Raw genomic sequence first — 13,777 nt, 5'->3', positions numbered from 1 at the left:
CATGACCGAGCAGACCGCCTCGGCGCGCAAGCGCGCGCTGCTGGCACAACGGCTGCGCGCACGCGCCGCCGCACCCGCCGCCTACCCGCTGTCGTTCGGCCAGCAGCGGCTGTGGTTCCTGGACCGGTTCGCCCCCGGCAGCGCGGTCTACAACGTGCCGATCGCGCTGCGGCTGCGCGGCGCGCTGGACCGGGCCGCGCTGCGCCGCGCGCTGGACGTGCTGGTGGAGCGGCACGCCGCGCTGCGCACCACGTTCCCCGACTCGGGCGGCGAGCCCGTGCAGCTGGTCGCGCCCACCGGCACGGCGGCGCTCACGGTGCACGACCTGTCGGGCGACGACCTGTCGGGCGACGACCTGTCGGGCGACGACCTGTCGGGCGACGACCTGTCCGACGGGGCGCGGGACGCGGCGGCGCAGCGGTTCGCCGACGAGCGCGGCGGCATCGGGTTCGACCTGCACCGCGGCCCGCTGTTCGCCGCGAGCCTCGGCCGCTTCGCCGACGACGACCACGTGCTGGTGCTGAACCTGCACCACATCTGCTCGGACGCGTGGTCGCTGTCGGTGCTGCTCGACGAGCTGGGCACGGCCTACGACGCCGCCCTGGCCGGCCGCGAGCCGGACCTGCCCGCGCTGCGGTTGCAGTACCCCGACTTCGCGGTGTGGCAGCGCGACCGGATGGCCGACGACGTGGTCGCCGAGCACCTCGACCACTGGGCACGGCACCTCGACGGCGCGCCCGAGCTGCTGACGCTGCCCACCGACCGGCCGCGGCCCCCCGTGGTCACCTACCGGGGCGCGCTGCACTGCGCGCACGTCCCGGCCGGTCCGCTGGAGGACGTGGCGCGGGCGCACGGCGTGACGACGTTCATGGTGCTGCTGGCGGCGTTCGCGGCCCGGCTCGGCCGCCTGGCGGGGCAGGACGACGTGGTCGTCGGCACGCCGGTCGCCGGCCGGTCGCACCCCGACCTGGAGCGCCTGATCGGGTTCTTCGTCAACACGCTGCCGCTGCGCGTGCACGTGGGCGGCGACCCGACGTTCACCGAGCTGCTGGCCCGCGTGCGCGAGTCCGCCGTGGACGGCCTCGCGCACGCCGACCTGCCGTTCGAGCGGCTCGTCGAGCACATCAGCCCGCAGCGGAGCACCGGCCACGCGCCGATCCACCAGGCGCAGCTGATCTTCACCAACACCCCGCCGCTGGTGCTGGAGATGACGGGGCTGCGGGTCTCGCCGCTGATGCCCGACCCGAAGGTGTCGAAGTTCGACCTGACGGTGGCCGCCGACCAGCAGGGCGACGAGCTGGCGCTGGTCGTGGAGTACAACACCGACCTGTTCGACGCGGACACCGTCGCCAGGTTCACCGACCGGCTGGTCGCGCTGCTCACCGCCGCCGCGGAGCACCCGGACAAGCGGATCGGCGAGCTGGACGGGCTGACCGGCGTGCAGCGCTGGCAGGTGCTGGAGGGGCACAACGCCACCGACCTGCCGCTGCCGCCCGCCGCCACGGCGCTCGACCTGGTCGGCGGGCGCGGCACCGCCGTGTCCGGGGTGGGCGGCGCGCTGACCCACGAGCAGCTCGCCGCGCGCGCCGAGCAGGTCGCCGCGCTGCTGCGGTCGCACGGCGCGGGCCTCGGCTCGGTGGTGGCGCTGTGCCTGCCGCGCACGCCCGACCTGGTGGCGGCCGTGCTCGGGGTGTGGAAGGCGGGGGCGGCGTACGTGCCGCTGGACCCCGGCTGGCCCGCCGACCGGCTGGCGCTGATGCTGGCCGACTCCGGCGCGACCGTGCTGGTCACCGACCGGGCGTTCCCGGCGTACGGCGGCACCGCGGTGGGCCTCGCCGACGCCGACGCGTTCCCGACCACGCCCACCACGTCCCCGGCGTGCGGCGAGGACCTCGCGTACGTCATCTACACGTCCGGCTCCACCGGCACGCCGAAGGGCGTGGAGGTGCCGCACCGGGCGGTGGTGAACCTGCTGGTGTCGTTCCGGCAGCTGTTCGCACTCGGCCCGGAGGACCGGCTGGCGGCGGTGACGACGCTGTCGTTCGACATCTCCGTCCTGGAGCTGCTGCTGCCGCTCGCCGCGGGCGCCGAGGTGCTGGTGGTGCCGGCGGAGACGGCCGGTGACGGCGCCGCGCTGCGCTCGCTGCTGGTCGAGCGCGAGGTGACCGCGGTGCAGGCCACCCCGGCGACGTGGCGGCTGCTGCACGCGGCGGGCGGCGTGCCGGCGGGCGTGGTGACCCGGATCTGCGGCGGCGAGGCGCTGCCCCGCGACCTGGCCGACGACCTGCTGTCCGACGACGCCCTGCTGTGGAACGCCTACGGCCCCACCGAGACCACCGTGTGGTCGTCCGCCGGGCTGGTGGAGCCCTCCCCCGCGCCGGTGGTGCTGGGGCCGCCGATCGGCAACACCCGGCTCTACGTGCTGGGGCCGGCGCTGGAGCCGGTGCCGCCCGGCGTGGTGGGCGAGCTGCACATCGGCGGTTCCGGGGTGGCGCGCGGCTACCGCGCGCGGCCCGCGCTGACCGCGTCCCGGTTCGTGCCCGACCCGTTCTCCCGGGAACCGGGGCGGCGGCTGTACGCCACCGGCGACCTGGTGCGGCACCGGGAGGACGGCACGCTGGAGTTCCTCGGCCGCACCGACCACCAGGTCAAGGTGCGGGGCTTCCGCATCGAGCTGGGCGAGGTCGAGGCGGCGCTGGTGGCGTGCGACGGGGTGCGCGAGGCGGTGGTGCTGCCCGTCGACGAACGCCTGGTCGCCTACCTCGTGGTGGACGACCCCTCCGTCGAGGGGACGCCGGTCGACGGGACGTGGGCGCGGGTGCGCGCCCGGCTCGCCGAGCGGCTGCCGGACTACATGCTGCCCGCGACGGCCGTGCTGCTCGACGCGTTCCCGCTGACGCCCAACGGCAAGACCGACCGCAAGGCCCTGCCGCCGCCCGTGTGGGGCGCCGGGGGCGAGCGGGTCCCGCCGCGCGACGCGGTGGAGCGGGTGCTGGCGGACGTGTGGGCCGAGGTGCTGGGCGTACCGGAGGTGGGCGTGCACGACGACTTCTTCGCGCTCGGCGGGCACTCGCTGCTCGCCGCGAAGGTGCTGGCCCGGGTGCGGGGCGCGTTCTCGGTGTCGGTGCCGATCGGCCGGATGTTCACCGCGCCGACCGTCGCCGGGCTGGCCGCCGCGCTGGTCTCGCTGGAGGACGAGCCGGGACGGGTAACCGCGGTCGCCGAGCTGCGCGTGCAGCTGGCCGGCATGTCGGCCGAGGAGGTCGAGGCGATGCTCGGGGAGGTGGCCAGGTGAGCCCGACGGGGTCGAGCCCGGGTCTGCGGCGGTTCGCCCTGGTGTGGGCGGGTCAACTGGTGTCGGTGATCGGCTCGGCGCTCACCGCGTTCGTGCTCGGCGTGTGGGTCTACCAGGGCACCGGGTCGGTGACGCAGTTCGCGCTGATCCAGTTCTGCGCGGTGGTGCCGGGCATCCTGCTCGCGCCGTACGCGGGCGCGGTCGCCGACCGGTACGACCGCAAGCGGATCATGCTGGTCGCGGACTCGTGCGCGGGCCTGGTCACGGTGGCGCTGCTGGTCGTGGTGTCCTCCGGCGGGCCGGCCGTGTGGCAGGTGTACCTGGCCACCGCGCTGACCGCGACGCTGAACTCGTTCCACGTCATCGCCTACACCGCGCTCGTGCCCTCCCTGGTGCCCAAGGAGCACCTGGGCCGGGTCAACGGGCTGATGCAGATCACGCAGGGCGTGCAGATCGCCGCGCCGCTGGTGGCGGGCGCGCTGCTCGCGTTCGTGGGGTTGCGCGGCGTGCTGATGGTGGACGTGGTGACGATGGTGTTCGCGGTGACCGCGCTGCTGCTCGCCCGGCTGCCCGGGTCGACCGCCCGCCCGGCGGGCGCGTCGGAGGACGGCGAGCGGGGCGTCCGGGCCGGGCTCGCGTGGCTGCGCGGCGCACCGGGCCTGTTCGCGCTGATCGCGGTGTTCGGCGTGTGGAACTTCCTGTTCGCCGTCGCGGGCGGGCTGGTGCAGCCGCTGATCCTGTCGTTCTCCTCCCCCGCGGTGCTGGGCGCGCTGATGGCCGCCGGCGGGAGCGGGTTGTTCGTCGGCGGCCTGGTGATGGGCGTGTGGGGCGGGCCGAAGCGCCGCGTGCGCGGCGTGTACCTGGGCCTGGGCCTGGGCGGGGTGTTCCTGGTGCTGCACTCCCTGGCGCCGTCGCCGTGGCTGATCGGCCTGGCCGCGCCCGCGTTCCTGTTCACGCTGCCGCTGATGAACACCGCCTGCGTCACCCTGTTGCAGACCAAGGTCGCCCCGGCCGTCCTCGGCCGCGTGCTGGGCGTGGTGCGGGTGCTGAGCACCGCCGCCATGCCCGTGGCGTACCTGCTGATCGGCCCGCTCACCGACGGCGTGGCCGAACCGCTGATGGCCCCCGAGGGCGCGCTCGCGTCGAGCGTGGGCGCCGTCATCGGCACCGGCGAGGGACGCGGCATCGCCCTGATCTTCCTGGTCGTCGGCGTGCTGATGCTCGCGCTGACCGCCTACGCCCGCTCCCTCCCGCGGCTGCGCGCCGTGGACGACCTGCCCGATGCGGTGGCCGACGAGGCACCGTCGCCGTCGCCCGAAAGGACCGCCCCGTGACCGAACTGTCCGACCACCGCGAACGCCTGCTGGAGAAGCTGCTCGCGCAGCGCGGCCTGGCCACCGCCCCCCGGCGGGCCGTGCCGGAGCGCCCCGCCGGGGCTGTCGTGCCGCTGTCCGGCAACCAGCGCGGCCTCTGGCTGACCGGGCGGCTCGGCCTGGACGCGGGCGCGTACGTCATGTACGCCGCGCTGCGCGTCACCGGGGACGTGGACGAGGAGCGCCTGCGCGCGGCCGTGCGCGCCGTGACCGCGAGGCACGAGGCGCTGCGCACCCGTGTCGTCGACACCGACGGCACACCCGGGCAGCAGGTCCTCGACGAGGTGGCCGAGGACGTGGTGTGCGCCGAGGTCGCCGACGAGGAGGAGTTGCGCGCGTTCGTGCTGGCCGAGGTGGACGCGCCGTTCGACCTGGGCGCCGCCCCCCTGTTCCGGGTGCGGGTCGTGCGGGTCGGCCCCGGCGACACCGCCCTGGTGTTCAGCGCCCACCACATCGTGTGCGACGACCTGTCGCTCGGCCTGGTCGTCGGCGAGGTCGGCGAGGTGTACGCGGGCCGCGAGCTGCCGCCGGCGGGCACCCAGTTCCCCGACTACGCGCACTGGCAGGCCGATCGGCTCGCCGACGGCGAGCGGCAGCGACAGCTCGACCACTGGGCCGACCGCCTGGCCGGTGCGCCCGAGGTGCTGGACCTGGCGCTGGACCGGCCGCGCACCCCGCACCGCACGGTCGCCGGCGCGAGCCACCGGTTCACGGTCCCGCGCGCCCTGGCGGCGGGCCTCGCCGAGCTGACCCGCGCGCACGGCTGCACGACGTTCGCAGGTCTGCTGGCCGGGTTCGGCGTGCTGCTGTCCCGCCGCTCGGGCGCCGACGACCTGGTGGTCGGCGCGCCGACCACGCACCGGCCGTTCCCGGAGCTGGAGCGCTCGGTCGGCATGTTCGTCACCACGACCGCGCTGCGCCTGGACCTGTCCGGCGACCCGACCCCCGCCGACCTGCTGGCCCGCGCGCGGGCCACCGCGATCGACGCGCTCGACCACGCCGACGTCGCCTTCGACGAGGTCGCCGCCCGGGTGGCTCCGCGCCGCGACCTCGCGCACCACCCGCTGTTCCAGGTGATGCTCGTGCTCAACCGCGGCGGCGGCTCCGACACGTGGGGCGGGTTCCCGGCCGCGCCGCTGCCCGCGGACCGGGCGACCAGCCGCTTCGACCTGACCCTGCACGTGCGCGAGACCGACGGCGACTGGCCGGCGAACCTCGACTACAGCACCGACCTGTTCGACGCGGACACCGTGGCGCGGATGGCCGACCACCTGCTCGCGGTGCTCTCCGCCCTGGTGGAGCACCCGACCACCCGGCTGTCCGCGCTGGACACGTCCACGGCGGCGGACCGGGAGGCCGCGGCGGCGCTGAACGGCCCCGCGCCGGCCCGGTACCCCCACGTGCTGCCCCGCATCGCCGAGCAGGTCGCCGCCCACCCCGACGCCACCGCGGTGCTGGACCTCGCCGACGGCTCGTCGCTCACGTTCGGGCAGCTCGACCGGCGGGCCAACCGGGTCGCGCACCTGCTCGCCGAGTGGGGCGTCGGCCCGGAGACGCCCGTGGGCCTCGCCGTGAAGGCCGGGCCGGACGCCCTGGTCGGGCTGCTCGCCGTGCTCAAGGCGGGCGGCGCGTACGTGCCGCTGGACCCGGCGAACCCGCCCGCCCGGCTGGCCGGGCTGCTCGCCGACTGCGGCGCGCCCGTCGTGATCACCGCGCCCGGCGACCGGGACCGCTTCGGCGGGTACCGCGGCGCGCTGCTGGACACCACCGACGACGCGTTCACCGGCGAGGCCGACGCGCCCCCCGCCGTCGCGACCGCCGCGGGCTCGCTGGCCTACGTCGTCTACACGTCGGGCTCGACCGGCGTGCCCAAGGGCGTGCAGGTGCAGCACGACACGCTGGCCAACCTGACCGGCGCGTTCGTCGACCTGCACGGGTTCGCGCCCGGCGGGCGCATCCTCATGGTGCCGCCGCTGAGCTTCGACGCCTCGGTGGGCGACGTGTTCCCCGCCTGGTGCTCCGGCTCCGCCGTCGTCGTGCACCCGGAGCCGGCGACGGTGGGCGGCGCGGACCTGCTCGCGCTGTGCGCCGAGCACGGGATCACCGCGGTCGACGCGCCCGCCGCGCTGTTCAAGCGGTGGGTCGCCGACCTCGCGGGCCTGTCCGGCCAGGACGTGGACCCCGGCCCGCTGGCCACCGTGATGATCGGCGGCGAGGCCGTGCCGACCGCGACGGTCGCCGAGTGGGCCGCGCTCACCGGCGGGAAGGTCGGCCTGGTCAACCACTACGGCCCGACCGAGACCACGGTGTGCGCCACCACCCACCGCACGGTCGACGCCTCCGAGGTGGACCCGCGCGCCGCGACCCTGCCCATCGGCAGGCCGCTGCCGGGCGTGCGGGCGTACGTGCTGGACGGCGCGCTGCGACCGGTGCCGGTCGGCGTGCCCGGCGAGCTGCACGTCGGCGGCCTGGCACCCGCCCGCGGCTACCGCGGCGACCCGGCGCGCACCGCGTCGGCGTACCTGCCGGACCCGGTCGTCCCGGGCGGGCGCACGTACCGCACCGGGGACCTGGTGCGGCTGCTGCCCGACGGGGCGCTGGAGTTCCTGGGTCGCGTGGACGACCAGGTCAAGCTGCGCGGCCACCGCATCGAGCCCGGTGAGGTGCGGGCGGCGCTGCTGGCGCACCCGGAGGTCGCCGAGGCCGCCGCGGCGGTGCGCGGGGACGTGCTGGTCGCCTACGTCGTGCCGCGGGCAGGCGGGACCGCGCCGGAGCTGGACGAGCTGCGGGCGTTCTGCGCCGAACGCCTGCCGGAGGCGATGCTGCCCGGGGCGCGCGTCGAGCTGGACGCGCTGCCGCTCACCCGGCACGGCAAGGTCGACCTGGCCGCGCTGCCCGAGCCGGACGCGTCCGCGCGCACCGCGCCGTACGAGCCGCCGCGCACGCCGGTGGAGCGGACGCTGGCCGAGATCTGGTCGGAGGTGCTCGACGCGCCGCTCGTCGGCCGCCGGGACAGCTTCTTCGGCCTGGGCGGGCACTCGCTGATCGCCGCCGCCGTGCTGGCGAAGGTCCGCGCCCTGCTGGGCGTCACGGTGCCGCTGCGCGCCCTGTTCGCCACCGCCGACCTCGCCGAACTGGCCGAGGTGGTGGAGCAGGCCGCGGCGTCGGACCACACGTTCGCCAAGAAGTACCGGTCCGGGCTGCCGACCGTGCCGGAGATGAGGCTCGACGCCGTCCCGCCGGACGACGTCGCCCCGCACCACCCGGTCCGCACCGGCCCCGCCGAGCGCGTGCTGCTGACCGGCGCCACCGGCTTCCTCGGCGCGCACCTGCTCGGCGAGCTGCTGACCCGCACCGACGCCGAGGTGCACTGCCTGGTGCGGGCGGAGACGCCGACCGTGGCCGCCGCGCGCATCCGCGCCAACCTGCGCCGCGCGCACCTCGACGTGCCCGAGGAGCTGCTGGCGCGCGTCGTGCCCGTGGTGGGCGACATGTCCCGGCCGCTGCTGGGCCTGTCGGAGAAGGCGTTCGACGGCCTGGCCGAGAGCGTGGACGCGATCTACCACAACGGCGCGGTGATGAACTTCGTCCTCACCTACCAGTGGATGATGCCGCCGCACGTCGGCAGCACGGTCGACGTGCTGCGCCTGGCCACCCGGTACTCCACCAAGCCGCTGCACCTGATGTCCACGCTCGGCGTGTTCCTCGGCGCCGCCTACGACCGGCAGCGCATCACCGAGGCCGACCGCGCGGAGGACCCGACCGGCCTGGACACCGGCTACCACACCACCAAGTGGGTGGCCGACACGATGGGCGTGCTCGCGCGCGACCGCGGTCTGCCGGTGTCGGTCCACCGCATCGCGGCGATCGTGGGCGACGTGCGCACCGGCACGGCCAAGACCGAGTCGTACCTGAGCCGCCAGATCTCGACCTGCGCGCACGCCCGCGCCGTGCCTCGGACGAACGACGTGATCGACATGCTGCCGGTGGACCGGCTCGCCGCGGCCATCGCGGGCATCTCCGCGAAGCCGGAGCTGCACGGCCGCGACTTCCACTACTACCGGGCCGACGGGTTCACCTACGCCGACCTGGGCGGCGTGCTGGCCGCCAAGGGCTACCCGAACCGGGTGCTGGAGTACCCGGAGTGGCGGTCGCTGATGCTGGAAAGCCCGGACAGCGCGTTCGGCCCGCTGGCGTTCGGCCTGACCACCACGCACCGGGCGCACCCGGTGTTCGACTGCACCGCGACCTGGGACGCCGCCCGCTCGTGCGGCGTCGAGTTCCCGCCCGCCGACGCCGAGATGATCGCCCGCCACGTCGACTACCTCGCCTCGGCGGGGGTCATGCCGGAGAGGTCCTGACCGTGCCACTGCACCTGCCCCCGGACGACGGCCCGCCGTCGTTCCACGACATGCTCGCCGCAGCCGGCTACCGGGCGCTCACCGCGGGCCTGCGGCTGGGCGTGTTCGACGCCCTCGCCGACGGCCCCCGGTCGACCGCGGCGCTGGCCGACGCGCTCGGCACGGACCCGCGCGGCACCGCGCTGCTGGGCGACCTGCTGGTGTCGTTCGGCTACCTGCTCCGGGAGGGCGACGGCTTCGCCAACGCCCCGGCCACCACGTCGTGGCTGACCGGCGCCGGGTACGCCGACGTGCAGAAGTTCTGGTCGGTCGTGCTGTTCGAGTCCTGGCAGGACCTGGAGGGCTCGGTCCGCACCGGCAAGCCCGCCCTGGACTTCTACGCCTGGCTCGCCGAGCGGCCCGAGGTGCTGCGGCGCTTCCAGGGCATGCTGTCCGGGCACGCGGACCACATCGCGCCCGAGGTGGCGTCGACCGTGCCGGTGGGCGCGACGCTGCTGGACGTCGGCGGCGGGCACGCCACGCACGCGATCCGGTTGTGCGCGGCGCACCCGTCGCTGCGGGCGACCGTCGTCGACCTGCCCGAGGCGTTGGCCGTGGGCGGGGCGGCGGTGGCCGAGGCGGGCCTGGCGGACCGCGTCGAGCTGCGGCCCGGTGACTACGACGACCTCGACCTGGGATCGGGCTTCGACACCGCGCTGCTGTTCAACGTCGTGCACGGCCGCACCGCGGAGGCCAACGAGCGGCTGCTGGCCAGGGTGGCCGACGCGCTGGCACCGGGCGGGGCGGTCGTGCTGCTGGAGCACGACGAGCACGTGGACGACCCGGCGTCCGACGCGTTCGCCCGCGTGTTCAGCCTCAACCTGTTCCACGGCCAGGGCGGTCAGGTGTACTCGGCGGAGGAGATCGGCGGCTGGCTGACCGCGACCGGTTTCGACGCGCCGTCCGCGCACCCGCTGGCCAGTTCGCCGGGCCAGTCGCTGCTGGTGGCGCGCAAGCGCTGACCGGCCCGGCGGTGGCGACCGGTACCGCAAGGAACCGGTCGACAAGCGGGCCGCCGGCAGTAGAGTCGAGCAGGAGATCAACTCCAGCGGAGGACGCGATGAAGCGCAACATCACCTGCCCCTGCGGCGAGCACATCACCGGGGAGAACGAGGACGACCTGGTGACCAAGACCCAGGAGCACCTCAAGGAGAACCACCCGGGCCACGACTACTCGCGCGACGAGATCCTGTTCATGGCCTACTGAGCGGTCCCGCGCCTCCGGGTGATCACCGATTCTCATCGAAGTGGTCGCGGGTGCTCCCGGTTCGTCCGTTCCGGGGGAGGATGCGCCCTCCGAGGTGGTTTCGACCCAGAGACGCAGGTGGTCCCCATGGATTCGGCACTGACGAGCGTCGGCCTCCCGGTCGCGCTGGCCGTGGTGATGTTCGGCCTCGGCCTGTCGCTGGTGGTGGGTGACTTCGCCCGGATCGCGCGGGAACCGCGTGCGGTGGCGGTGGCGCTGGCGACGCAGCTGGTGCTGCTGCCGCTGGTGTGCTTCGGCCTGGTCACCGCACTGGGGCTGGACCCGCTGCTCGCGGTGGGGATGATGCTGCTGGCCGCGTCGCCCGGCGGGACGACGGCGAACCTGTTCAGCCACCTGTTCCGCGGCGACGTGGCGCTCAACATCACCCTGACGGCGGTGAACTCGGTGCTCGCCGTGGCCACGCTGCCGCTGGTGGTGAACTTCGCGCTGGCCTGGTTCGAGCCGATCGGCGGCGGCGGGGTGGGGCTGGAGCTCGGCAAGGTCGCGCAGGTGTTCGCGATCGTGCTGGTGCCCGTGGTGCTGGGCATGCTGGTGCGGCGGTGGTCGCCGTCGTTCGCGGAACGGGCGGACAAGCCGGTGCGGATCATCTCCGCCGTGGTGCTGTTCGCGGTGATCGTCGGCACGATCGTGGCCGAGCGGGAGAACATCGGGACCTACCTGGCGGACGTCGGCGTGGTGGCGGTCCTGTTCTGCGCGTGCAGCCTGGCGGCCGGGTACTTCGTGCCGCGGTGGGCGCGGGTGGGCCGGCGTCAGGCCGTCGCGTCCGCGTTCGAGGTCGGCATCCACAACAGCACGCTGGCGATCACGGTGGCCGTGACGGTGCTGGGCAGCGAGCAGCTCGCGGTGCCGGCGGCGGTGTACGGCGTGGTGATGTTCCCGCTCGCGGCGGCGGCCGGGTACCTGTCGACCCGTGTCGGGGACCCGGTCGCGAACTGACCTCGCGCCGCTCCGACACGAATGCCGTAGCGGCAAACCCACTTTTGCGGGGTTGACACTCCCCCGTGAGGGTGAGACTGGCCGGTAGGCCGAACCACCCCCTACAAAGCAGAGCGTGACGCAAGAACAGCATGTCACCCTTTCGTGCTCACTCTAAAGTGGCACGAAAGGAATGCATCTCACTATGCGTTTACTCCGCCGCAGGCGCTTCACCGCACGTTCCAGACGGATGACCGCCGTGACGGCCGCGACCCTGGTGGTCGCGGCCGGCCTGGTGGCGACCACCGCCCCGACGGCCGCCGCCGCCGTGCCGGCCGGTTTCACCGACACCCTGGCCATCGGCGGCCTGACCTCGCCGACCGCCGTCTCCTTCGCCCCCGACGGCAAGGTGTTCATCGCCGAGAAGAGCGGTCTGGTCAAGGTCTACGACTCGCTCGCCGACACCACGGCCACCACGTTCGCCGACCTGCGCCCCCAGACCCAGGACTTCTGGGACCGCGGCCTGCTCGGCCTGGCCGTGGACCCGCAGTTCCCGACGCGCCCGTACGTCTACGTCGCCTACACCTACGACGCGGCGCCCGGCGGCACCCACCCGCGCTGGGGCGACCAGTGCCCCACCCCGCCCGGCGCGACCGACCAGGGCTGCGTGGTCACCGGTCGGGTCTCCAAGCTGACCATGGGCGCCGGCGGCACGGCCACCTCGGAGCAGCCGCTGGTCACCGACTGGTGCCAGCAGTACCCCAGCCACTCGATCGGCACCGTCGTGTTCGGCCCGGACGGCGGCCTCTACGTCGGCGGCGGTGACGGCGCGAGCTTCAACTTCGCCGACTACGGCCAGGTCGGCAACCCGTGCGCCGACCCGCCGGGCGCGGCGGGCACCAACCTGACCTCGCCGACCGCGCGCGGTGGCGCGCTGCGCTCCCAGTCGATCCGCCGCCCGGCGGGCGAGCCGGTGAGCCTGGACGGCTCGATCATCCGCATCGACCCCGACACCGGCGCGGGCCTGCCCGGCAACCCGTTCGCCGCGCACGCCGACCCCAACGCCAAGCGGATCATCGCCCACGGCATGCGCAACCAGTTCCGGTTCGCGTTCCGCCCGGGCACCGACGAGCTGTGGGCGGGCGACGTCGGCTGGAACACGTGGGAGGAGGTCAACCGGATCGCCGACGTGAACGACGCGACGGCGGAGAACTTCGGCTGGCCCTGCTACGAGGGCGGCGGCCGCCAGGGCGGCTACGACGGCGCGAACCTCGACCTGTGCGAGTCGCTGTACACGGGCGCCGGCCAGACCGCGCCGTACTACGCCTACAACCACTCGGCGAAGGTGGTCGCCACCGACCCGTGCCCGACCGGCGGGTCGTCCATCTCCGGCATCGCGTTCGAGTCGACCAGCAACTACCCGGCCGCCTACGACGGCGCGCTGTTCTTCTCGGACAGCTCCCGGGGCTGCATCTGGGCGATGCAGACCACCGCGGGCCAGCCCGACCCCGCCAAGCTGGTGCCGTTCGTGACCGGCGTGAACGTCCCCGTGCAGATCACCACCGGTCCCGGCGGCGACCTGTTCTACCTCGCGCTCGGCGCGGGCCAGCTGCGCCGCGTCGGCTACCCGACCGGCAACCGCGCGCCGACGGCCGTGGCGACCGCGACCCCGCAGTCGGGCCCGGCGCCGCTGGCCGTGCAGTTCAGCGGCACCGGCTCGACCGACCCGGACGTCGGCGACACGCTGAGCTACGCGTGGGACCTGGACGGCGACGGCCAGTACGACGACTCCACCTCGCCCACGCCCACCCGCACCTACACCTCGGCCGCGACGGTCGCGGTGGGCCTGCGCGTGAGCGACCAGGCGGGCGCGTCGGGCACCACGACGGTCACGGTCACCGTCGGCACCCCGGTCTCCCAGGACCCGGTCCCGGTGATCGACGCGCCGACCGCACCGCTGAACTGGGTGGTGGGCCAGGACGTGCCGTTCTCCGGCCACGCCACCGACGCCCAGGACGGCACCCTGCCGGCGTCCGCGCTGAGCTGGAAGCTGAGCATCCAGCACTGCGCGACCAGTGGCGGGTGCCACGAGCACGTGGTGCAGAACTGGACCGGCGTGGCGTCGGGCTCGTTCACCGCCCCCGACCACGAGTACCCGTCCTACCTGGACCTGACGCTGACCGCGACCGACTCGTCGGGCCGCACCGCGAGCACGACGACCAAGCTGGACCCGCGGACGGTGAACCTGACGTTCACGTCGAACCCGAGCGGCCTCCAGCTCAGCGTCGGCGGCACGGCACAGGCCACGCCGTTCACCCGCACGGTCATCGCGGGCTCGAACAACTCGATCAGCGCGCCCAGCCCGCAACCGGGCCCCCTCGGCCTCGGCTGGCGCTACCGCGACTGGTCGGACGGCGGCGCCCAGACCCACAACATCACCGCCCCGATCGCGGCCACCACGTACCAGGCCAGGTACGGCCTCTGCCTGTGCTGACCGCGTGAACGCCGTGACGGCCGGTCGCCCCAC

At 74.7% G+C, this 13,777-nt stretch carries 7 protein-coding genes; all 7 read left to right on the top strand.

Annotation, left to right across the window (positions count from 1 at the left end; genetic code table 11):
- Position 1: 1 nt before the first annotated feature.
- The 7 genes from CKY47_RS22260 (at position 2) to CKY47_RS22230 (ending at position 13,744) form a co-directional block, all read left to right on the top strand.
- Positions 2–3,295 carry a non-ribosomal peptide synthetase gene (locus tag CKY47_RS22260; RefSeq protein ID WP_306747880.1) on the top strand — a complete coding sequence of 1,098 codons (3,294 nt, stop codon included), beginning with the start codon at positions 2–4 and terminating at the stop codon, positions 3,293–3,295.
- The gene (locus CKY47_RS22255; RefSeq protein WP_306747879.1) at positions 3,292–4,629 is read left to right on the top strand and encodes an MFS transporter; all 1,338 of its coding nucleotides are present in this window, start codon (positions 3,292–3,294) and stop codon (positions 4,627–4,629) included. The genes CKY47_RS22260 and CKY47_RS22255 overlap by 4 nt, the downstream gene beginning before the upstream one ends.
- Complete coding sequence (locus tag CKY47_RS22250) at positions 4,626–9,029, top strand: non-ribosomal peptide synthetase (protein WP_306747878.1); 4,404 nt, start codon at positions 4,626–4,628, stop codon at positions 9,027–9,029. Before CKY47_RS22255 ends, CKY47_RS22250 begins: the two co-directional genes overlap by 4 nt.
- Before the next feature lie 2 nt (positions 9,030–9,031).
- The gene (locus tag CKY47_RS22245) at positions 9,032–10,030 is read left to right on the top strand and encodes a class I SAM-dependent methyltransferase (RefSeq protein WP_306747877.1); all 999 of its coding nucleotides are present in this window, start codon (positions 9,032–9,034) and stop codon (positions 10,028–10,030) included.
- A 98-nt stretch (positions 10,031–10,128) separates the two neighbouring features.
- Positions 10,129–10,275 (top strand): DUF1059 domain-containing protein, encoded by a 147-nt coding sequence (locus CKY47_RS22240; RefSeq protein WP_306747876.1) that lies wholly within the window; start codon positions 10,129–10,131, stop codon positions 10,273–10,275.
- 126 nt (positions 10,276–10,401) lie between these two features.
- Positions 10,402–11,271 (top strand): bile acid:sodium symporter family protein, encoded by an 870-nt coding sequence (locus CKY47_RS22235; RefSeq protein WP_306747875.1) that lies wholly within the window; start codon positions 10,402–10,404, stop codon positions 11,269–11,271.
- Positions 11,272–11,500: 229 nt separating this feature from the next.
- Positions 11,501–13,744: a PQQ-dependent sugar dehydrogenase gene (locus CKY47_RS22230; RefSeq protein ID WP_306747874.1), complete on the top strand. Its 2,244-nt coding sequence runs from the start codon at positions 11,501–11,503 to the stop codon at positions 13,742–13,744.
- The last annotated feature ends 33 nt before the right edge of the window (positions 13,745–13,777 follow it).

The organism is Saccharothrix longispora (assembly GCF_030852425.1).
Lineage (GTDB): Bacteria > Actinomycetota > Actinomycetes > Mycobacteriales > Pseudonocardiaceae > Actinosynnema > Actinosynnema longispora.
This window is presented reverse-complemented; position numbering and strand designations above follow the sequence as displayed.